Raw genomic sequence first — 22,578 nt, 5'->3', positions numbered from 1 at the left:
AGCGGGCTACTGGCCATAGATTTGTTTCAACCTCCCAATGACGCGAGATTCGTTACTCTTGTCCGCCTTGCCCACGATCTGGATACCACCACCGACATTTCGGAAGAACAAGCGTGCCCCATTTGCCCCGCGAGCGTAGGAGACATCCGTCCCAGCTAGGGATTTCGTACCGATTCCCGGATTCGCATTTCCGTTGGACAATTGAGAGAACAGATTATCCATCTCGCGCTGAACAGTCTGATTCCTACCGGCTTGCTGCGCCGCCTTCACCAACAACGGGTCGTCCCCAATCGCCGACGACATCGGGATACCACACAGTCCAGAGTTGTGGACGAGGACGGGCGTGGCGCCTGCCTCCACATAGTAGGTGTGGAGGCCATCGACGGTGAGGTTGTAGGTCACCATCGTGTCGGTGTGGCGGTGCAGTGCGACGATGGTTGCGGTGTGGCCTTGTGTGGTCTGGACACGGTCGCCGGCGTGGAGGTGGTCGGCCGGGGTCCAGGCACGGGTGGTGGCGTCCCAGTACAGGTGGTGGCTGGTGCCGGTGATGGTGCGCGGGCCGGTGGCGGTGGCTATCGTGACATCGGTGTAGTCGCGATCGGTTCGGGTGACGTGTACGGCGGTGACTGTGTGGGTTTGGTCGTGTGTACCGGGATCAGCGCCGGGTAGCGCATCGGCGATCTTGTCGCCGACTTTGATCTGATCGATGGGTTTGCTTTTGCCGTCGGCCAACGGTACTTGTGTCTCACCGGCGAAGCTATCGCAGGCCTTCACTCCTCCACGTTCCAGGCTCGAGGCGGCGGCGATGAGAGCAGGAAGACATTGCGCATACTTGCCATGTACACATGAGTTCAAAGCATCAAGGCCAAAGTAGCCCTGGATGAGAGTGAGTAGGCGATCTGGGTAACCGCCGACGCATCCGCTGTTTTCGCCGAAGCTGCAGTCAAGTTGGACGTAAGCTTGGCCGTTTTCTTCGTAGTCAGGCAGGGCCCGCAGCTCCTCCTGAAGCTTTTGAAGAATAGCTGAGCGCAGTTTTTGTCGGCGGTTTTCTTCTCTCGCGCGAGCCGCGGCTCGGGCTGCTGCGGTGGCGTCGTTTCCTCGGTTTTGTACCGTCCTGTGGGCTTTGCCGTCTGGCCCGCGGTAGGGGTCGTCGAGGTTCTGGTCGGTGCCGTCACCGCATTCGGTGTGGACGCAGTCGCCTTTTCGGGTGTCTCCGTTGCAGCCTACGTCGGCGTCGCTGCAGGGCGGGTTGCCGTGGGCGTCGCAGCCTTCGTTGCCGTTTCGACAGGTGTAGAGGCCGCTGGGGTCGCTTGAGGTGATGGGGTTGGAGGCGGCGTAGTTGTAGCCGCCTTGCTGCTGGGAGTCAGTGGCTTCGAAGATCGGGTCGAGGGAGGCGAAGGTGCCGGTGATCGGGTCGTACCAGCGAGCGCCCACATCGGTCAGCCCCGTTGCGGTGTCCTGTGGCTTGTTCAAGAACCCGTGGTTGTCCGGCCAGAACGCCGGAGCGGTGCCGCGGGGTGCACCATAGGGGGTTTGTTGCCGCCAGGTCGGTACGGTGAACGCCGGGTCAATGGTGAGGGTGGCGGTGCCGTGCTGGTCGCCGGTCGCGAAGGTGTAGTTGGTTCCGGAGCCGGTGCGGATGGCCTCGCCGCCACCTGGCAGGGCGTAGAACCGGGTCCCGGTGATCGCGCCGGTGCTGGTGTTCAAAGCGAGTTGCTCGCCGGGCAGGTACAGGGTGGTGGTGCCGGGGTCTTTTTGCAGGAGCAGGTTGCCGTCGGCGTCGTATATGTAACTGGATCCACCGGAACTGCCGGTGACCGTGGTCAGCTTTCCTTCATCGTCCCAGGTGAGGGTCTGCTGCCCCTGATCGGGCGTGGTGCGGGTGGCGGTGTCGCCGCTCTTGTCGTACGACATCGTTGATGTCGCGGTGCTGCCGGTGGGGCCGACGGTGGTGGTTTTGGTGAGGGTGTGTGGCTGGTCGGCGTCGTTGCCGTCGTACTTGTAGGTGGTGACGGTGTCGCCGATGCCGGCAAAACCGTGTTCGGTCTGGTTGGTGCGTTGACCGAGTGGGTTGAAGGTCCAGCTGGTCCAGTAGGCGCCTTTGGTTATGCCGGAGCCGACGGTGGAGCCGTTGTTGCTGGAGGGGTCGGTGGCGCAGGAGTCGGTGGCGGTCCAGGCCTGGGCGAGCCGGTCGAGGGTGTCGTAGCCGAAGCACTGTGTTTCGGTCGTTGTCCCTTGCCGGGTTTCGGTCTGGGTGAGGGGGTTGCCGGCCGGGTCGTAGGTGTACGAGGTCTCGTCGATCGGGGTCGACGAGGCGGCGGTGTTGGCGAGCTTGGTGTCGGTCAGCGCGCCGGTGTGCAGGTCGTATGTGTTGAAGATGTAGGCGTTCGTCTTGGTGGAGCCGATTTTGTTCTGTGTGGCCCGGCCGTAGGCGTCCCAGGTGGTGTCCACCTCATAGGAGGAGAGGCCAACGAGGCCGGACGGTACGTCAAGGGCGGTCGAGTACCCGTGGGTTACGGTCTCGGACGGCAGTGTCCCGGTGGCGGGGTAGATGTCTCGCCACGGCAGTCCGATGCCGCTGGTGTAGGTGTGGGTGAAGGTGTAGGAGTTGTTGAGGCCGGTTTCGTTGTCGGGGATTTTGATGGTCTCGCCGGTCGATTCGCCCCAGACGTTGAATCCGCTCGCCTGCTCGGTGTAGGCGTGCCCGCTCGAGCCGCTACCCCCGATGTAGGAGGTGGAGGTGGTCAGGTGGCCGATCGGGTTGGCCATCCCGGAGATCTTGTTGTCAGAGTTGTCATAGACCCAGGAGGCAAGCTGGTTCGACGAAGCTTGGTCCGGAAGCGCGGCGGCGTACTCACCCGTCTTGCGGCCGAGCGGATCGTAGGTGAAGGAGATCGTCTTGCCGCGGGCGTCGGTGGTTTGGGTGATGTTCCCGGCGACGTCGTAGGCGATGGTGGAGGTTCCGGCGTCGGGGTCTTGCTTGGTGATGGCCTGGCCGAGCAGGTTGTAGTCGGTGTGCCAGTCATCGCCGGTGGCCAGGTTCTTGACATCGGTCTGGCGGCCGACGCTGTTGAAGATGTACTGGGTGGCCTGCGGGTTGCCGCTTGAGGCGGTGGTGGATCCGCCGGTGATCGTTACGGTGGTGATCGGGGCGGTGCCTTGGCCGGGGTTCACGGTGACGGCCGGCGCGGTGGTGTACTCCGCTGTCTGGATCGTGCGGCCGAGCGCGTCGGTGACGGTCGCTGTGGCCGGGGCGCCGTTGTATGGCTGGCCGGAGGCGTTCAGCGGCACGGTGATGGTCGCGCCGCCGCCGTTCGCCGCGGTCTGGTCGTAGACCGTCGCGGTCTGCTCTTTGATGTGGGAGTCGTCGTAGGAGGTGGCCAGGATCGCGCGTCCAGCGCCGTCGAACTCGGTGTCCTGTTGGTCGTGGACTTGGGCGTCGGGGACGGTGACCAGGTCGGAGCCCGGGGTGGAGCCGGGGTCCCACCATGCGTTGTTTTTCTTCCAGGTCCAGCCGCGGGTGTCGTAGAAAGTGTCGGTGACCAGCCGGCCGCCTTGAGGGGTGGGGTTTTGGGTCTGGCGGGGCCGGAGCAGCGCGTCGTACAGCGCGGTCGAGGTGATGTACCCCTGTGCGTCGTTCATCTCCTTGGTAGTGACGACGCTGGGGGCACTGGTATTGATGTCGTAGGTGTAGAGCAGGTTCGCCGGACTGCTGGTGGCCCGGCCGTATTCCCATACGGCGGTGATGCGACCCAGGCCGTCGTAGTGGGCCGTGGTCGTAATTCCATTGGCGTCGGTCGTGGAGACCGGCAGGTTACGCAGCGGGTCGTAGGTGGTGCTGGTGGCCTGTCCGAGGGGATTGGTGACTTTCGAGCCGATGGTGACACCGTTGGGATTGGTGTAGTCCGTGTGGGTTTTGTTGCCGAGCGCGTCGTAGGTGTCGGTGACCCGGCCGTAGGAGTCGTAGGCGGTCGTGGAGGTGGTCCGGTAAGTGAACGCGCCGCTGGAGTAGCCGTCGGCGATCTGGACGGCGGAGGCCTCTCCCTTGGTGGGATGGGCCTGCGGCCAGGTGGTGAGCGAGGCCTGGTCGTAGAAGGTGCGCTGGTCGGAGACGACGTCGTCGGGCCGGGTCACGCTGGTGGGTGCGGTGAGGGCGTTGACCTGCCCTGAGCCGGGGGCGGTGGTGCCACCGGGGTTGGAGCCTCCGCAGGCGACGGCGTCGGTTTCGACCTCGGCGGGCAAACCGGCCAGGTTAAGGTCAGTGTTGGCGGGCGCGTAGGTGGTGACCGCGCATTGTCGCTGGTCGCTGCGGGACAGGTCGCCGTGGGTGTAGACGACCAGTGGGAGACCGAACGTGGCCGAGGAAGTATCGGTGTCGTAACTGGTGTCGGTTTCGGACTTCCGCCAGGTCGTCGTAGTGCCGTCGGTGAGGGCCTTGCGGCTCCAGGTCTCCACCTGCCCGCTGGCGGTGGCTGTGAGGTCGGGTAGGCCGGTGCGGGCCCGGGTGGCGGTGGGGGGCGAGACCCAGTAGGAGTTGATGGTGGATCCGGTGGCTGGCCCGTCGGCGTAGTTGTAGGTGGTGGATTCGAGGGTGTCCCCGGCGAGTTCGTCGAGGTCTTCGTGTTTTCCGCCCTGGGAGTCGGTCAAGGTGACGGCAGTGGTGTTGTTGTCCTTGGACATGCCCCGGTAGTAGGTGTCCTCGGTTTCGGTCTGCGCGTCGGCGCCTTGGCCGGTGAAGGTTTGCACGCGTCCGAAGCCGCGCCATTGTCCGTAGGTGCGGTATTTGGCCTTGACGACCTCGTTGTCGTCGTAGTGCCAGGCGCCGCCGTCCAGGTATTTGTAGCTGGTGGACGTGGTCGGAGCTCCGCCGGTGGTGTCTGCTTGGGTGACAGAGTTGACTTGGTACTTGTTGAACCAGTCCAGCAGCGGTTTGGTGTTGTCTTTCGGGGTCCAGTAGACCGGGTAGCAGGAGGAGGTGTTGGTGGCCGGGGTCGGTTTGGCGGTAGCGCTGCACGGGTTTGTCAGGGTGTAGTTCACGCCGGTCACTGCACCGGTCTCGGTGGTGATCGAGTTGATGCGCATCCGGGTCAGGGCGGGCAGCCCGTCGGTGACGCGGTCGAGGCGGTTGTCCATCTCCTTGGCGGTGAACGTCACCGTCGGCAGCGTGACGGCAGACCCGCCCGCGGTGGTGTCGGAGCCGGTATGGGCGATCTTCGACAACCACAAGGTCGGCGAGGTGCCGTCGCCGGTCGCCGGGAGGGTCTGGGTGAACTCCCAGGAGTCGACCGGAACGTAGGTGGTGCCGTTCCACTGCTGGGTCTTGATGCCTGTGAGGCGGACCGTGGACCAGAACGAGGGGGCGGTGACCAAGCAGTCCGAGCCGTCGGTGCAGTTCAGGTCGTACGGGACGTCGGGCCAGTTGGCGGCGTTGGTCTTGTTCAGCGGGTCGCAGGTGCCGGACAGGCAGCGGTCGCCGGTGGTGAACTGCACCTGATCGGGGGCGTGGCCGCCGTTGACAGTGTAGGCGTTGCCGTCGGTGAATCCGTAGTCGATGTGGTCCAGGTGAGAGTCCCGGACGAAGGTCGCGTTGGCCTTCGGGGTGGTCGTGCCGCTGGTGTCGGCGTTGCGGGCGTAGGCGTTGGTGTCCTGCTTGTAGTAGTACGCCATCGCGTTGCCGTGCAGGTCCTTGACGTAGTCCAGCTTCCACCGGTACGCCATCGTGCAGTACGAGTCGGCCCAGGTGGCCTTGTAGCAGGGGTCGCCGGAATGGGCGGAGAAGACCGGTTCGGAGTCCACCGAGTTGGTGGTCGTCTTTCCCGAGCTCCAGCCGGGCAACTGGTTACGGCCGAACAGGAAGACGGTCCCAGTCCGGTCGGTGACCTGCCAGTAGTCGGTGTTGTAGGTGCCTGACCCGTTGTTCGAGTCGGTGTAGTGCTTGATGACCTCACCGTTGTCGTCGGCGGGCGTGTAGGTCTTCTTGGCCGAATCCCAGACCAGTGAGGTCGTCGAACCGTTCAATGACATGGTCAGGACCGGTCCGTCGTAGCATTCGTCGGCCGTCGACTTGGGGGCCGCTGAGCCTTCCGGTGAGTCCGAGCAGGACTTGAACGACTGCTCGATGTAGGACTGCGGGGTCGACCAGCCGTCCCCCAGCCAGCTCGCCTGCGCCTGGGTAGCTGAGGTCTGACCGTCCACGCTGCCGGAGTCGTACGCCAGCTTGACCGACGGGATCAGGGCGGAGGCCGCCGGTGGTACCTGGATCGGGTAGGAGTAGGTGAAGGATCCGTTTGATCCGCCGGCCGACCAGGATCCGGACGGGCTCAGGGTGGTCGCGCTGTAGGTGCCGGCCGGGCTGCCGCCGTCGTTCCCGCCGTCGGCCGAGCCGCCTGTCGTGGCCGCCAGCACCATCGACTCTGAGGCCGCGTTCTGTGCGTCCGCGTGGGTGGTGAGGGATGCAGGCTGTACGGTGCCCGGCCGCGTTGCGGTATTGAGTGCCGCTGGGTGAATGCTGCTGGGATCGATCTGGGTGTAGGCGGAATGCGCCCGTACGTCGTTGCCGCCTGCCCGCAGCGGTGTCTGTACGCGGCATGACGGTGTCTGCGGGGTGGTCAGCGCACAGGCCGGCATCGTGACCAGCTGCAGCCGCGATCCGTAGTTGCCGCCGTAGGCGCCGGCGAAGGCGTGGTAGTCGACGCCGATGGTCACCGGTCCGGTGCCGCCTTTCTCGGTGGCGGTGAACAGCACGCCGTTCACCCCCGCCGCCGCGGCTGCCTTCCGGCTCGCCACCTTGACGGCGACCTGCGACGGCCCGTGATAGGCACCGCCACCAGCCGGCGGTACCGGCCGCGCCCACACGGGCGTGCCGTGCGCGGTCACGCGGCCGGTCGATCCCAGGTGCTTAAGGTCGAAGCTCACAACCCCGGTTCCACCGGACGGCAGTCTGCTCGGACCCGCGCCAGCGCTCTTGGCCGCGTCGTCATGGGGTTTCGGCGGCTTGGCGTAGTGGGCCTTGCGAACGCCCTGCGCGCCCTGAATTCCGGGAACGTGCGGTGCCGCCGGTCCTCCTAGGAAGAAGTACGCACCGGACAGCAGCGAGATCATCATGGTCATCGCGACCGACGCCCGCAGCCACAGTGACCGCGCCATCCACTCCGCCCAGCCCCGGCCGATCCAGCCCGTGATGCCCGAACCGCGCACCGCGCACCCGCTTCCTCACCTCGGCGCCGTGTACCAGCACGACGGCAACACCAGCACAGCGCCTCCGCACACACGTCACCCAGGCAAGTGCCGAAGGCAAACGCCGCGGGAAACCGGTGATTGGAAGATCAACCCGCGCAAAGTTCCCATAGCCGTCGTATGGCGCATAGCCGCCCACAGGTAAAGCAAGTTTTACCAAGAGCAAGATCACTCGTTGATCAGCGAACATCGTCAGCACTTGAAAGTTCCGTGACCTTGGTCACATTGACGATGATCACTGACAGGACGTGAGATGCGGCTTGCGTCGTGTCCCGGCAGCGGTCCTCCGGCCGCCAGCCTCACGTGCGCGTACCTCCGTCACGCCGTGGAAGGGGCCCGTCGCCGTGTCAATCGCATCGACCCGTCGCCGCAGAGCGATCCTGGGTCACCGAGGCAGGCTGCGCATAGTGATCGCCGCGATCACGGCCGGCGCGGTCGGCTTCTCGGGCAGCGCGGCGATCGCCGCCGTACCGCAGCAGGGCCACGCGAAGACAAACCGGCCAGCACCACTGACCAGGTCCGCGAAGGTGGCCCGAGAATCGGCCCAGGCGCTCAAGCAGGCCAAAGCCACCGGACAGAGCGTGCCGGTCACGTCCTTGACGACACCCACGTCTACGACGGTCGCCAATTCCGCTGGCACCTTCACCTTGAATCAGAGCGTTGAGCCGGTTCGGGTCTGGCGCGGCGGGGCGTGGCAGACCCTGGACGCGGCATTGCACGTCAACCCTGACCACTCACTGTCGCCGAACGTGACCACCAACGACCTGGTCCTGTCCGGCGGAGGCACCGGGCCGCTCGCGACGATGACCTCGACCGGCCACACGCTGGCGCTGTCCTGGCCCACGCCCCTGCCCGCTCCGACCGTCTCCGGAGCGACCGCAACCTACCCGTCGATCCTCGACGACGTCGACCTCGTGGTCACCATCTCCCCTCAAGGTGATTTCAGCGACACGCTCGTCGTCAAGAACAAGACCGCCGCCGCGAACCCCGCACTCGCCAAACTGACCATGGCCACCGCCAGCAACGACCTGACGGTGACCGCGGATGCCGCAGGTGACCTGAAAGCCGCCGCGACCGGCAACGGCGAACCGGTCTTCACCGCCAGCGACCCGATGATGTGGGACTCAGCGACCACCACCGACGACGCCGGGCAGCAGCCCGCGCCCTCCACCACAACGGAGCCCGGACAAGGCGCGCACGTCGCGCCCATCAAAGCCACGGCCCAGCAGACCGCCGCCGCTCGTACCAGCGGATCCGGCACCACACACAGCGGTTCGATAACCCTTCAGCCGGACACCGGCCTGCTCACCGACACCTCCACCGTATTCCCGGTCTACATCGATCCGACCTGGGTCACCCAAAGGAAGGGGTCTACTCGCCAGGCGTGGGCGCAGACCGACACCATCAACAAGTCCGCCGCGCACTGGAAGCCCAGCATCCTGCAGAACGGCTACTGCGGCTGGGACCTGACCTGCTCCCCCACGTTCAAAGCCGAGTCCTACGTCCGGATGAGTGTCCCCTCCCAACTGCAGGGCGCGCAGATCTATTCCTCCGAACTCGATCTGACCGTCTACTACGGCCCGTACTCCTCTTGCTCCAGCGCACCCAACCCTGGCCTGGAGCTGTGGTGGACCGGGGGGATCTCCTCCTCCACCACGTGGGACAACGCGCCTTCCTGGAAGCAGAAGATCAACACGCAATATCCTCCCGCCTGCTCGGGTCAGGATGTGGGATTCCCTATCACTTCTTTCATGCAGGACCATGCCCAAGGCGCCTCCAACCTGACCTTCGGCATCGCTGCGGCATCCGAATCCGATAAAGATGCCTGGAAGCAATTCCATGCCACCACCCTGACGATGTCGACGACCTACGACCGCGCGCCGACACTGCCCACCCATCCGGCGACGTCACCAGGCGGACCCTGCCAGACCGGCGCTCCATCCGCGACCATCATCGGCAACGACGACATCACGTTCGAAACCGTCGCCTCCGACCCCGACGGCGACTCACTTGGCACACAATTCGTCATCAAGAACTACGGCGGCTCCACCGTCTACGACTCCGGGGACGCCAAGACCGCTTCGAGCGCACTGACGTCGTACTCCGGCAACGTCGTCCGCCTGCTGCTCAGACACGAGGTGATCCAGAACTGGCATACCGACGGCGCCACCAAGGCCTACACCTACTCGTGGTACACCCGCACCAGCGACGGCAAGCTCTACAGCCCCACCACCGGCGCCGGATCATCAGGCAGCCCGTGCAACTTCACCTATGACCCGACACAGCCCTCCGCTCCCGGGCGAGCTGTCACCACCGACAGCGATGGCCGTGCCGGCGCGCTCGGCCAGGACGGCACCTTCACCTTCGCCCCGTGCGCGGGCGCGCTCGCCGACCCGCCTGTGGCCTGCACGGGCACGGCACCCAACCGCTACGTCTACCAGATCAATTCCAGCCCGCCGCTGAGCGTCATCGCCACCGGCGGCCCGCAGACGGTCCAGGTTCCGCTCAGCCACGTAGGCCTCAATACGCTGACTGTCTTTGCGCTCTCCTCGGGCGGCAACCCCGGTCCCACGGCCTCCATCGACTTCAACGTCACCGGCCCGGCCACGCCCTACGCCGATGCTGATCTCGACGGCGACACCCATCCCGACCTACTGGCCTATGGCACCGGAACCACCCCGGGCCTGTGGCTGGCCACAGGCGACGGCACCGGCAACCTCAACATGCCCACCGACATCGGTGCCGCAGGAACCGGTATCAACACCGCCGGCACACCTGCCGACTGGAACGGCGCCCAGGTCCTGCACGGCGACTTCACCGGCAACCACGTCCAGGACGTCATCGCCTACTACCCCACCGGAACCAACGCTGGCGGGACCAGCGTGCTGTACGGCAACGGCGACAGCCTCCCCCTCACTCCCGTCTCCGACAGCCAGAAGAACCTGCCTGCCGGTCAGTTCGCCGACTACTCTTTGAACGGTGATGGTGATAACCCCATCGACCTAGTCGCGGCCGGGAACGCCAGTCTGACCAGCACTGGAATAACCGACCTGATCGGGATCGCCGGCGACGACGCCAACGGCTACGAACTTGACCTCTACGCCACCTGCGGCGACTGCGACGCGACCGGTTACGGCTACTACCAGACCCTCGCCAGCCCTGCCGACTCCCCTGACGGCGCAGGCGACTGGAAAAACTTCTCCCTCGCCACCGCGCAACCCGGCGGCAAAACCGTCCTGTTCGCGCTGAAGAAAAGCACCGGCGAACTATGGGAAAGCACTAACCCCAACCAAGATCCCGCAACACCGATCGGCACCTCTTCCGCCAATGGCGGGACATGGGCCAAAATCACTGCCCCCTGGACTACCGCACCCACCCTTGTCTCCGGCGATGTCAACACTGCCGGGAAGGTCGAGCTATGGGCCCAGTCGGGAAACAACGCGACTCCGTATACTCTGTCGGCCAGTAGCCTCGCCCAGGGCACCACGGTCAGCCTCCTCGCCCCGAATCACGAATGGCCACTCACCGCCAATAGCGGACCCACCAGCAGCTGCACCGCCACCGTCTGCACCCCGGACACTCGCGGAGGATCCGACGCGCCGGTGACCGGCGGAGTCACCTTCTCCTCCGACACCACCTACGGCACTGTTGCCGACCTCGATGGGACCGGCTACCTCACCGCTCCCCCGAACATGATTCACTCCTCCAACACACTCGCTCTCGCCCTGTCCTTCCGCGCCGATCCCGGCAGCAGCGGAATCCTGGTTTCCACCGGCAACGACACCCCCGACAAGGTCAACCCCGCCACCATGCCGGTGATGTACATCGGCACCGATGGACGCCTGTACGCCCAATTCTGGAACGGCGCCATCACCCCGATGATCTCCCCACAGCCCGTCAACGACGGACAATGGCACACCGCCACACTCAACGCCTACGACGCCGGAGGCGGCGCCTACCATCAAGGCCTCTACCTCGACGACACCCCTCGCATCGGCATGGCCGGCAGCAGCCCCGTCAACAACATAGACCCCCTCAACTACATCGGCGCCGGAGTCTTCCCCGCCAACACCAGCACCAAGACCTGGATCAACGCCCCCGGCGTCACCACTAAGAACCGGCCCAGCTACTTCAGCGGCCAGATCAGCCACGTCGCCTACTACGCCGCCAACATCTCCACGGCCGAACTCAGCGCCTGGTGGAAACCCGCCCCTCTCGTCGGCCCCATCGTCTCCAACGTATCGAACGGCATATGCATCGACGACGCCGATGCCAAGACCACTGACGCTAACAAAATCCAGATTCACACGTGCAACAACACAGCGGCCGAGAACTGGTCCATCAATCCGAGCGGCTCCAGCAATACCATAACCATGACACTGAGTGGCGTCACGAAATGCATGGATGTCGACCATTCAGGCACTACCGACGGAACACTCGTCCAGCTCTACACCTGCAACAACTCCGCAGCCCAGCAATGGCATCTGGACTCCAGCGGACAAATCTGGAACCCCAACTCCGGAAAATGCTTGGACGATCCTAAGTCAAGCACCATCAACGGCACCCAGCTACAGATCTATACCTGCAACCTAAGCAAAGCGCAGTACTGGATCGTCCCCTGAATGACCTAACTGCTGCTTAGCTGCATCAGAACGCCCGAACTCAATCCGCAGGTTAAAGCTCAAGTACCGGCGGCGGTTCCCAGTACGGGGATCGCCGCCGATTTTTTATGGGCCAGACCGGAGCCCTAGTGAGGCCACGATTCGAGAACTCGATACGCAAAAAACGTCGGCAGCGGAGGTTCAGTCCGACCCGTTGGCCACATCCGCGACAGCCCCAACGAACGCCCATGGTTGCTCGCTGGTTGCTCGGATGCCACGAAACAGCCAGTCAGCCAGCGGCACCACCCGGCACGTGAACCGGTCGAGTCGCGGACGATCCGGCATAGACTGGCAGTGAGAGCACTGATCTGACACGAGAGCAGCGGACTCTTAATCCGCGGGTTCGGGGTTCAAGTCCCTGGCGGCGCACCCGTCCCGACCTGGGCGTTCTCGGTTCCACCGAGAGCGCCCAGTGTCCGTTTTGAGGCGGTTTGGCGACCACGTGTGCTCGATATGTGCTCGGGTGCCGTGATCTTGGTGAAACCACCCACGGGCACCACCCGACCATCTGGGGGTACGACCCACCAGCCAACCGCCGACGAACCGGACCCGTATCACATCCACGCCGCCCCAGACCCGTCACCGTTCATCGGCGTAACCGACCCCCTCCCCCCGCCCCAGGCAGACTCCTCCCGCTAGGCGCATACCTAGGGACGATCTTCAGCCGGCCCAGACGGTCACTACCGCCCGCACGGGCTCTGGTGATCGCCCGCTCCGTCCGACGGCCTGGTAGCGCCGCAACAGCTGTCCGGTGGACCCCAGCGCGGGATGGGCAGATACACGAACGCGCGAACCACGCCTACGCCGATGGACTGCCTACGATCTGCCCAGGCCATCGATCTTGGGCAACGGTCGAGAACCATCTCTGAAACACTCGGTGCACACCTTCGCTACCAGGCGTGACCTGCAGCTTTCGATATGTTCGGATTGGCCTCGACCCATGACCCACAGCTTCGAAGCTGCGGATTAAAAGTCCACAGCCCTGCGAGAATTCCCTACTCGACTCGCTGTCGCGTGCTATTTCACAGTGCCACCACGTGCCGTTTGATCCGCGTGTTCGTTTCTCTCGCGGCACATCGATCCGGCGTCGCGCCGGGTGCTGCCGGACAGTACCGCGACATACGAGCACCCGCGGAGCACCCAAGCGGGCCGTTGGGGCCGGAAAACTATGCATCGTCTACTCCTGACTAGGGCCAGGACGGTGGAGCCGCGACCGCGGCCCGAGCTCACGTGTTCGATGAGGACGAGACCATCTGCGGTGATTACTGGAGAAGTCATCGCCTCAGACTGAATAGGATGGCCTTGGCGGCCTACAAGCGGATCCAGGGAGATTCCGCCGCGCAGCCCCCAGGCAGACGTCTATGCCGAACGCTGGATGCGTACCGTCCGGTCCGAGGTCACCGACCGGATGCTGATCACTGGGCCGTGGCACTAGTACGTTGCGCGCTGTAACCGGCATTGCCCGCATCGGGGCAGGAACCTGCGGCCACCGGACGGCGGCGCCGGCATCACAGTCGCGGTCACGGACCTGGCGACGGGTCGGATACTACGTCGCAAGATCCTCGGCGGACTGATCCACGAGTACGACCGGGCGGCATGAAGATCACCGACTGATCCAGAAAACTACAGTTCAGAGGCCGTCGACGCAGTTTTGGCACCCGACGGGCCGGCGGGCCAGACCGCGGACTCCTCGGCAGCCGCCGACTTTGCACCGGCGTGCCGAGGCTCGACGGCTCCCACCGGTGAGGCGAAAGCTCACCGATCATGAGATGCCTGCCTGACCACGCCGTCCTCGCTGCTCCGGCACGGTGACCGGGCTCCGCGCGTTTTCACTGACCGTCGGTCGCGTGACCGATCCGAAGTTTTCTCAGCCGGTGTCGAAAACGCGCCCCCCCGTTCGAAGACCGGGTGTCAGGGCTGCCGAGCCCGATCACTTCATCATGGGAGGACTGCCATGCGCAGGATCATCGCTTCGACCTACACGACGCTCGACGGCTACATCGACAACCCGCACGAGTGGTCGCTCCAGTACAACGACGAGGGAGCTCAGAAGTACGCTTTCGAGCTCGCCCTCGGCGCCGACGCGCTGCTGCTCGGCCGTGTCACCTACGAGGGCATGGCTCAGGCGTGGCCGAACATGGGTGGCAATCCCTACGCCGACCACGTCAACTCGATCGCCAAGTACGTCGTGGCCTCCGAGCCGGTTGACATCGCCGCGTGGGGACCGTCGACCGTGGTCCCCGGGGGCAAGTTGGTCGAGACAGTCGGCCAGCTCAAGCAGCAGGACGGCGCCGACATCATCATCTGGGGCAGCGGTCGGCTCACCGATGATCTCGCCGCGGCCGGCCTGCTCCACGAGTACCGCATCTGGCTTTACCCCGTGATCAAGGGCCACGGCCAGCCGCTCTTCCGGCCGGAGAGCACCGGTCCGGTCGAGTTGGTCGATACGGTCACCTTCAACTCAGGCGTCGTCGTGCTCACCTATCGCCCGGCTGCGGCATGACCGGCGCGACGAGACGAGCGTTGGATCGAACCCTCGAGGAGGACCGGATGAAGGACGACGTATCGGCCTACATCGAGAAGACGAAGCCCTGGCAGGCTCAGGTGTGTACGAGGCTGCGGGAGATGATGCACCGTACCATTCCCGGGGTCGAGGAAGCGTTCCAGTACGGCAAGCCCCACTTCCTTCGCGATGGCCGTCCGTCGGCGGTGATCCACGTCGCGCGGGACAAGGTCTCATTCATGGTGTTCGACGCGGTCGGCGTCGAGGTCGTGCCGGGACTTCTTCGGCAGCTCGGCAACGGGGAGCGGAAGGCCGTCGACATCCGTGAAGGCGACGAGGTCGACTACGACCTCCTCGCCGACATCCTGCGCCGTACCAGCGGCGCGCGCTGACCGACAAGGAAGGAAACCGCATCGTGCGCGTCATGGTGATGACGAAGGGGACCGGCGCTGATGAGAGCCAAGGCCAGCCGTCCCAGGAAATGTTCGAGAAGATGCAGGCCTACAACGAACAACTCGTCAAAGCCGGCATCCTGCTCGCTGGGGAAGGTCTGAAGCCCAGCGACGCCGGGGCCCAGGTGGTCTTTACGGCGGGAGAGACCTCGGTGGTCGACGGGCCGTTCACGGAGTCGAAGGAGATCATCGCCGGGTACTGGATCTGGGAGGTCAGCTCGCTCGCGGAGGCCGTGGAGTGGGCCAGGCGGTGCCCCTTCGACCCTCGATACGGCGCAACGCAGATGCTTGAGATCCGGCCGTTCTTCGACATGGCGGACTTCGCCGAGGTCGTCGACTCCCAGACGCTTGCGAAGGGCCAGGAGCTCATCGAGCGGGGCGATGCCTGATCATGGATGTCCGCCAGTCGATCGGGGCGGTGTGGCGGATCGAGTCGCCACAGATCATCGCCACGCTCGCCCGGCAGATCGGAGATGTCGCGATAGCGGAGGACCTCGCCTCCGAAGCGTTCGTGGCCGCCCTTGAACAGTGGCCCCGCGACGGCATCCCGCCGCGGCCGGGCGCGTGGCTGATGTCCACCGCCCGGCACAAGGCGATCGACCGTGCCCGCCGCGAGGAGGCCGGTCGGTGCAAGGCGGCGCTGCTCGCGGCCGACCTGGACGACCGGACACCGGACGCCGCCGAGCAAGCGCTCGACCCGATTCCCGACGACTTGCTCACGCTCATCTTCATCGCCTGCCACCCGGTACTCTCGCTCGAGTCGCGGGTGGCGCTCACTCTGCGCCTGGTCGCTGGTCTGACCACCGAGGAGATCGCCCACGCCTTCCTCGTCCCTTCCGCCACGCTCGGCCAACGCATCTCGCGGGCGAAGCGCACACTGTCCGAAGCGCGCGTTCCCTTCGAATCCCCGCAGCCCGGGGAACTGCCGGCGCGGGTCAGCGCGGTGCTCGAAGTCGTCTACCTCGTCTTCAACGAGGGCTACTCGGCGACGTCCGGCGAGAGGTGGGTACGACGAGACCTGGCCTTGGAAGCGACGCGGCTCGGACGGGTACTCGCCGGGCTGCTGCCGCGTGAACCCGAGGTTTTCGGGCTGGTCGCGCTCATGGAACTGCAGGCCTCGCGGTTCCCCACCCGTACCGATGCGGACGGCGCACCGGTGCTGCTCGAACACCAGGACCGGACCCGCTGGGACCGTACGCTTATCACCCACGGTCTCGCCATGCTCGACCAGGCGACCGGTCTGCGCCGCCTGCTCGGGCCCTACACACTCCAGGCCGCCATCGCCGCGTACCACGCCCGGGCAGCCACCTTCGCCGACACTGACTGGGCCGCCATCGTCGCGCTCTACGACGCCCTCGCCCACCTGACCCCGTCTCCCGTGATCGAGCTCAACCGGGCGGTGGCGCTGCTCTACACCGACGGGCCAGAGGCCGCGCTGGCGGCGGCCGACTCCCTCCGGGAGGATCGAAGGCTCGCCCGGTACCACCTGCTCGGTGCGGTCCGGGGCGACATCCTTCTCCGCCTCGGCCGGAACACCGAGGCGGCCGAAGAGCTGGAGCGCGCCGCCCAACTCGCGCCCACCCGGCGTGAGCGCAGGCTCCTGCTCGAACGAATGGCTCAAGCACTCGCCGATCGTCCCGCAGATCGCTGATCCCGCACACTCAGCTCAGTCCGCGGATATCACGAGAATGCAGAGCCTGCTCAAGAGCATGGGACCAGAATGAAGCCTCGCGCAACGCATCTCCGACGTGTGGGTGCCGAATTATTGCCTCACCTCATGCGACCTAGCTTGATGATTAACGCGGGGTGTCGATGGTGTGGCCCCGGTTGATCATGGATGAAGCCCTTGGGTGATCATTCCTTCTTGCGACAGAACGGAAGATCACGACCAAGGGCTTCGACGGATCAGTGTTCACGATGCCGGTGTTGCCGGTGCACTCGGGGAGCTGTCACGGTTCCGGCAGGAGTTCTATCGGTGCCTGACGCCGCGGGCGGATGCGTTTTTCGAGCTGGCTGAGGCGGTGTTGTGCGCGGACGGGCCGGTTCGCTCGCTGGTGGAGTTGTCACTGGTCGGCGAGCATCGTCGTGGTCACGGATCGCTGTATGCGGCGCTGGCCCGAGGCCGGCTGGATGTGGGCCGGTTGCGCTGGGCGCTGTCGGCGGTGGCGTTGCCGCGGGCCGCCGATGGGCGGCTGGTGCTGGCCGTGGACGTCACCTGCTGGCTGCGCCCTGAAGCCCACACCTCACCTGAGCGGATCTTGTGTCACACCTACGGGCGCGGCAAGGACCGGCATCTGATGATCCCGGGGTGGCCGTACTCGGTGATCTGCGCGCTGGAGACCGGCCGTATGACGGGCCCCGCCTGGCCTACCTGCTGAAAGACCTGCCTGTTCGGGTGCTGGCCCGGATGCGCTCGGACCGTGTCCTGCGACGTGCGGCCCCACCCCATGCGCCCGACACCCGCGCCACCGCCAGCACGATTCCGATCACGGCGCACATCAGTGTCATCTGGGCGAAGCCGACCGGTGGGATCGCTTTGCCGTCGACCTTCAGCGGTACCCCCGCGCTTGAGGAGACGGCGGCGATGGCGGTGGTGGTCAGCGCGGCGGCGATGGCGGCGAGCCCGCCGGTGCGCCACAGCGGGACGGTGCGAGGCGAGATGGCGGTCGTGGAGGGGGCGGCGGTGTGGGGGCGAATAGGACGGGCCAGGTCGTGGGCTGAGCCGCGGCGGCGGCGTGGTCGAGGTCATCGCTCCACGCGGTAGTGCAGGTGTGTCACGCCGGGTGCCGGAACGGCCTGAACGAGGTCGAGCCGCGCATGGTCGGGCAGTTCCTGGAAGAGCCGTCGACCCGCGCCGAGCAGTACCGGCACCTGGTGGATGACGATCTCGTCGACCAGTCCCGCGGTGAGCGCGGCGGTGAGTGCGCCGCCGCCTCCCATCAGGCTGACGTCGAGGTCCCCCGCGAGCGTGCGGGCGGTGGTGACCGCCTCCTGGATCGAGGTGGTGAACCGTTGCTCCGGCGTCGCCTCGGGCGGTGCGGGGCGGTGGCTGACGACCACGAGAGGGGCGGTGGGGTGGGGGCTGCCGCCGCCCCAGCCACCCGCGTCGTCGTAGCTGTTGCGGCCCGCGATCACCGCCCCGATGCGCTCGACGAGGGGGTCGATGAAGCCGCGGGTCGTCTCCGACAGCCGAAACTGCGGGACGACCTTGCTGGGCGTGTCGCCGCCCCAGTACCAGTCGTGCAGGACGGCGCCGTCTCCGAGTCCGTGGCCGGGATGCGGGTTGCGGCCGGTGATGAAGCCGTCGACGGAGACGGCCATGTTGCTGAAGATCTTGGTCACGGTGATCGCCTGCTCTCTGGAAGGCCCAGCGGGTCGGGACGGGTGCGCGTCGTGGTGGTCCGCGAGCACCCGGGGGTTGCGTTCGGTGGTCTGGCCGGTCACCGGGCCAGCAGTTGTTCCAGGCGTGCCATCGAGTCGCGGACGCCGTGCTCCATGCCGCTTTCGATCATCGCGTCACGGCTCTCCACCGAACCGAACACCGTGTGGATGTGCACGCGGGTGCGTCCGCCGAGGTCCTCGAAGGTGAGCGTCTCGAGGCTGACGTCGTGGGGTCGGCCGTCGTATTGGAAGGTCTGCACGATCCGCTCGCCCGCTACGACGGTGTGGAACACGCCGCGGAATCGGTACTCACCGGCCTGGTCGCGGTGGATGTAGCTGTAGCGGCCGCCGGGGGTCGCGTTGTACTCGAGCACGGTCATCGTCGTCTCGGACGGCCCCAGCCACTGCGGGACGAGCTCGGGGTCGGTCCAGGCCCGGAACACCAGGGCCGGGGACGCCTCGAACTCGCGGACGAGGTCGATGAACGGGGTACCGGGCCGGGCGGTGATCGTCGTCTCGTTCACTTGTCCTGCTCCTTCATGTTCTCCAGGACCGCGTCCAGGCGGCGATGGCGTTGTTCGGCGACGAGCCGGTACCTGTCGATCCAGCCGGTCAGCTCTTCCAGGGCCGCCGCGTTCAGGTGGCACGGCCGACGCTGGGCGTCGCGGCTGCGTGTGATCAGGCCGGCAGCCTCCAGCACCTGAATGTGCCGTGAGACCGCCTGCTTGGTGATGGAGAACGGTTCGGCCAGCTCGTTCACGGTCGCGTCCCCACGAGAGAGCCGGGCGATCAGCGCGCGCCGGACGGGATCGCCCAGCGCGGCGAACGCGCGGTCCAGCCGCTCATCCAGCTCGTCAACACTCATGTTGTTCAACCTTTTCTTTTATCAACTAATGTGTTGAATATAAGCCTGCAAGGTCAACCGGTCAACCCCCGGGGCCGCGCTCGACTCGCGTGCGGCAAGTCATCCCCCAACGGTGGCGCGGGCCTGGTGGCCGTCCAGGAGAACGGCGGAAGCGGCGGCGACATTCAGGCGCTGTTCGACGACTTCGACATCTCCGCGGTCAAGGAGCCGCCGGGCCGGCGGGCCGGCGCCCTGGAATGGTGACGCCCCCTACTACGAGTACGCGCTCCGCGCCGACGGCAGGGGAACGCTGATCAGGAAGACCGCCGGCGACACTGTTCGACGATTTCGGGGCGTGGGCCGGGCAGCAAGCCGACCCTGGGGACGGGCCCGAGCGGTACTGCGGGGCCTCGCCCCAACGGTCAGACGTGACCTAGGTCGGCGGCGCGCTCGTCGAGGAAGAACGGCTTTCCGCCCTCGATTGCCCGGTCGGGGGTGCCGAGGACCGGTTCGAGGAAGGCGCGCAGTGTGGCCGCTCCCCGGCGCGACCTTCTAGAGCCTGACCGGTTGATCTTGTGATGCTCCATGACAGCACGGAGACCAGGCTGGTCATTGCCCGAAAGAAGTGGGTTTGTCATACCGGTCAGCCGAGGCGGCAACCGGAACGGCTTTCGGCCAGCGGGCCAAGGCATACCGGATGCTCGGCAATCGCGGGCCAGGAAGGGGGCGAAGCCCGCATATCAGCGCCGCCGCGCGGCCTTTCCCGAACATTCGGAACGCCCCCCTCGCCCCCCTCGCGACCACCCCAAGAGGCGACGCGTCGCCTCCCCTCAGCGCGCAGCACCGGTGATCCGGTCGGTGCTGCGGGCATGGAGGCTGCTGATCAAAGGCTGCGGGCGGTGATGTCGCCGTTGGAGGTGGTCGCCTGGATGGTCAGGTCGGCGGTGCCGTCGTTCTTCAGCGTGTTGGTGATCCGGCCGTGGCCGGTGCCGGCGTCCAGGACGGCGGAGACGCCGGTGGCGGCGCCGACGGAGATGTCACCGGACTGGGTGGCCAGCACGACCTTTCCGCCCGTGGCCTCGGTGATGTGGATGTCGCCGTTGGCGGTGGTGATCTCGGCGGGGCCGTCCAGTCGGCCGACCTCGACGTCGCCGGCCGAGGTGGTGAGGCGGACACTGGTGGCCTCGTCGAGCTTGATCGAGCCGTGCGAGCTCTCGTAGGTGATGTCGCCGAGCGGTCCGGTGGTCGAGAATTCGGCGCTGGCGGCCTTGGCCTCGATGCCGGAACCCGCGGGCAGCTGGACCGTCACCTCGATGGATCCGGACGAGCCGAAGTACTGGTTCTTCACCGCGGTCTCGATCCGCAGGACGCCGTCGGCGTAGTCGACCGTGGTCTGCTCGGCGACCTTCACGTCACGGCTCTTCGAGGGGTCCGCGGGCAGGACCTCGACCGTGGTGTCGGCCCGGTCGGCGGCGATGAACCGCACGCGCCCGGCGGGGATGTTCAGGACGGCGGTGATCGGGGCGGGGGTGTCGAACTTCTGCATCGTTCTCTCCTTGCGGTTCGTCGTTTCCAACACCGCAAACGCTACGTTGCTTTCCATTTTTCTTCAACCAGACCGTTGCGAGTCCACATCGTTTCAGCAGTTCAACGTACCGAAATCGTTGCAACAGGTCTGAAGCTAACGCAACATCGAGAAGGGCACTCGTTGCGATAAGCTATCGATGAACGCTATGGAGGCTCATCCGAATTCGGGCTATTCCGGGCGGGGGTCCCAGCGGAACCGGCGGATGGCCACCACCGCGCTGACCGCGCCCCACGCGAGCAGAGTGCCGTGGTCATGCCACGGGAAGCCGGAGCCGCCGCCGGTGAAGGCGGTCAGCAGCGCGTCGTTCAACGGCTTCACCGGCAGCGCGCCGGCAATGGTGCCGATGGCACCGTGGATCGGCACCATGGTGCCGGAGATGATCACCAGCGGGAACATGACGAACTGCACGACCGCCGGCGCGGCGTCCGCGTTCCTGATCATCGAGGCCACCGCGGCGCCCAGCGCGCAGTAGGCCGTCGCGCCGAGCACCAGGGAGACGACGATCGAGAGCCATTGCGCGGACGCGGGCAGCGAGAGCCCGTAGAACCGGCCGACCACGATGATGAGCAGGACGTCGACGAAGCTCACCAGGACGCAGTGTGCCAGCAGGCCCACGAAGTACACGGAGGCGGGCAGCGGTGTCGCCCGGACCCGCTTCAGGATCCCGGTCTGGCGCCGGGTCGCGAGCACGACGGCCAACTGGCTGTAGCAGGAGCCCAGGACGGACATCGCGATGATCGTGGACACGTAGTACTGGAGCGCGTCCCCGCCGTAGTAGAACGAGGTGTCCTTGGCCTGCCCGAACAACCCGCCGAAGATCGAGATGATCAGGACCGGGAACACGAAGGTGAAGAACGCGCTCTGCGGGTTGCGCCAGAAGGTCAGCTGCTCGTAGCGGATCTGGTGCCACAACAGGCCGGCGCCGCGGCGAGGTGCGACCTGCCGGTGCGCCGCTTCCGGGACTGCGACACTCACGGCGCGCTCCTCTCCAGCGTGCGTTCCGGCGCCCGCTGGTCGTCGCTGGTCAGATACAGGTAGACGTCCTCCAGGCTGGGCCGGTCGACGGTCAGCCGGGCGAGCGCCACCCCGCGGCCCAGCGCCCATTCGGTCAGCCGGTGCAGCATCTCGGTCGGTTCCGCGGACTCCACGGTGACCAGGCCGTCATCGCCCGGCACGGCGGCCACCGGCAGATCGGTGACCGCGCATTCCGGCGGCGGTTCGAAACGAATGCGGGTCCGCGCGATGTCGCGTCCGCCGAGGGTGTCCGGCGTTCCCGCGGCCACGATCCGCCCGGCGGCGATCACGGCCACCTGGTCGGCCAGCACCTGCGCCTCTTCCATGTAGTGCGTGGTGAGCAGGATCGTCATCCCCGCGTCACGCAGAGTCCGCACCAGTTTCCAGGCGCCCCGACGGGCGTTCGGGTCGAACCCGGTCGTCGGCTCGTCGAGGAAGAGCAGGTCCGGGTCGCCGATGATCCCCAGTGCGAGGTCCAGGCGGCGCTTCTGGCCGCCGGAGAGGACGCGGACCTTCTTCTTCTCATGTCCGACGAGGTCGACCAGGCCGATCACCTCGTCGATGTCGCGCGGCGCCGCGTAGTAGCCGGCGTTGCGGGCGATCGTCTCGCGGACGGTCAGGTACGGCTCGACCGCGATGTCCTGCAGCACGAGACCGACACGTTCGCTCAGCCGCCGCTTGGTGGCCGGGTCTCCCGGGTCCAGGCCGAGCACCTCGGCACGCCCGCCGTCCCTTGCGCGGAACCCCTCAAGGATCTCCATGGTGGTGGTCTTGCCTGCGCCGTTACGGCCGAGCAGCGCGAAGATCTCGCCGTGTTCGACCGTGAAGCTCACGCCGTTCACGGCCCGTACCGTGCCGTAGGTCTTGTGCAGGCCTTCCACCACGACCGCGGTGGTCAT

At 66.1% G+C, this 22,578-nt stretch carries 15 protein-coding genes; 6 read left to right on the top strand and 9 right to left on the bottom strand.

Annotated features, from left to right (window positions below; all coding sequences use genetic code 11):
• Positions 1–6: 6 nt before the first annotated feature.
• Positions 7–7,197, bottom strand: coding sequence for an RHS repeat-associated core domain-containing protein (locus ABD978_RS37840; protein WP_345365412.1), 7,191 nt, complete (start codon positions 7,195–7,197; stop codon positions 7–9).
• Positions 7,198–7,643: 446 nt separating this feature from the next.
• Between ABD978_RS37840 and ABD978_RS37835 the strand changes: the two genes are divergently transcribed.
• From ABD978_RS37835 to ABD978_RS37810, 6 genes are all read left to right on the top strand, one after another.
• Positions 7,644–11,858, top strand: a complete 4,215-nt coding sequence (locus ABD978_RS37835) for a ricin-type beta-trefoil lectin domain protein (RefSeq protein WP_345365410.1) — start codon at positions 7,644–7,646, stop codon at positions 11,856–11,858.
• A gap of 1,993 nt (positions 11,859–13,851) precedes the next feature.
• The gene (locus tag ABD978_RS37830; protein WP_345365408.1) at positions 13,852–14,400 is read left to right on the top strand and encodes a dihydrofolate reductase family protein; all 549 of its coding nucleotides are present in this window, start codon (positions 13,852–13,854) and stop codon (positions 14,398–14,400) included.
• A 47-nt stretch (positions 14,401–14,447) separates the two neighbouring features.
• On the top strand, positions 14,448–14,792 hold the full coding sequence (locus ABD978_RS37825; RefSeq protein ID WP_345365406.1) for a DUF1801 domain-containing protein: 345 nt from the start codon (positions 14,448–14,450) through the stop codon (positions 14,790–14,792).
• A 32-nt stretch (positions 14,793–14,824) separates the two neighbouring features.
• Positions 14,825–15,241, top strand: coding sequence for a YciI family protein (locus ABD978_RS37820; protein WP_345365707.1), 417 nt, complete (start codon positions 14,825–14,827; stop codon positions 15,239–15,241).
• Positions 15,242–15,243: 2 nt separating this feature from the next.
• Positions 15,244–16,503 carry an RNA polymerase sigma factor gene (locus tag ABD978_RS37815; RefSeq protein WP_345365404.1) on the top strand — a complete coding sequence of 420 codons (1,260 nt, stop codon included), beginning with the start codon at positions 15,244–15,246 and terminating at the stop codon, positions 16,501–16,503.
• Between the two features lie 199 nt (positions 16,504–16,702).
• Positions 16,703–17,230, top strand: a complete 528-nt coding sequence (locus ABD978_RS37810) for a transposase (protein ID WP_345365402.1) — start codon at positions 16,703–16,705, stop codon at positions 17,228–17,230.
• Here the strand turns inward: ABD978_RS37810 and ABD978_RS44105 are convergent.
• The 8 genes from ABD978_RS44105 to ABD978_RS37775 all read right to left on the bottom strand — a co-directional run bounded on the left by ABD978_RS44105 (position 17,220) and on the right by ABD978_RS37775 (position 22,578).
• Positions 17,220–17,453: a DUF6069 family protein gene (locus ABD978_RS44105; RefSeq protein ID WP_425550814.1), complete on the bottom strand. Its 234-nt coding sequence runs from the start codon at positions 17,451–17,453 to the stop codon at positions 17,220–17,222. The genes ABD978_RS37810 and ABD978_RS44105 overlap by 11 nt on opposite strands.
• A gap of 144 nt (positions 17,454–17,597) precedes the next feature.
• Entirely contained in the window at positions 17,598–18,296 is a 699-nt protein-coding gene (locus tag ABD978_RS37805) for a dihydrofolate reductase family protein (protein ID WP_345365400.1), read from the bottom strand.
• Positions 18,293–18,757, bottom strand: coding sequence for an SRPBCC family protein (locus ABD978_RS37800; protein WP_345365398.1), 465 nt, complete (start codon positions 18,755–18,757; stop codon positions 18,293–18,295). The genes ABD978_RS37805 and ABD978_RS37800 overlap by 4 nt, the downstream gene beginning before the upstream one ends.
• Positions 18,754–19,098 carry an ArsR/SmtB family transcription factor gene (locus ABD978_RS37795; protein WP_345365396.1) on the bottom strand — a complete coding sequence of 115 codons (345 nt, stop codon included), beginning with the start codon at positions 19,096–19,098 and terminating at the stop codon, positions 18,754–18,756. The genes ABD978_RS37800 and ABD978_RS37795 overlap by 4 nt, the downstream gene beginning before the upstream one ends.
• 401 nt (positions 19,099–19,499) lie before the next feature.
• Positions 19,500–19,664 carry a hypothetical protein gene (locus ABD978_RS37790; protein WP_345365394.1) on the bottom strand — a complete coding sequence of 55 codons (165 nt, stop codon included), beginning with the start codon at positions 19,662–19,664 and terminating at the stop codon, positions 19,500–19,502.
• A 296-nt stretch (positions 19,665–19,960) separates the two neighbouring features.
• On the bottom strand, positions 19,961–20,623 hold the full coding sequence (locus ABD978_RS37785; RefSeq protein WP_345365392.1) for a DUF4097 family beta strand repeat-containing protein: 663 nt from the start codon (positions 20,621–20,623) through the stop codon (positions 19,961–19,963).
• Positions 20,624–20,833: 210 nt separating this feature from the next.
• Positions 20,834–21,640 carry an ABC transporter permease gene (locus ABD978_RS37780; RefSeq protein ID WP_345365390.1) on the bottom strand — a complete coding sequence of 269 codons (807 nt, stop codon included), beginning with the start codon at positions 21,638–21,640 and terminating at the stop codon, positions 20,834–20,836.
• The gene (locus ABD978_RS37775) at positions 21,637–22,578 is read right to left on the bottom strand and encodes an ABC transporter ATP-binding protein (protein ID WP_345365388.1); all 942 of its coding nucleotides are present in this window, start codon (positions 22,576–22,578) and stop codon (positions 21,637–21,639) included. Before ABD978_RS37775 ends, ABD978_RS37780 begins: the two co-directional genes overlap by 4 nt.

The organism is Actinoallomurus liliacearum (assembly GCF_039542035.1).
Taxonomy (GTDB): domain Bacteria; phylum Actinomycetota; class Actinomycetes; order Streptosporangiales; family Streptosporangiaceae; genus Actinoallomurus; species Actinoallomurus liliacearum.
This window is presented reverse-complemented; position numbering and strand designations above follow the sequence as displayed.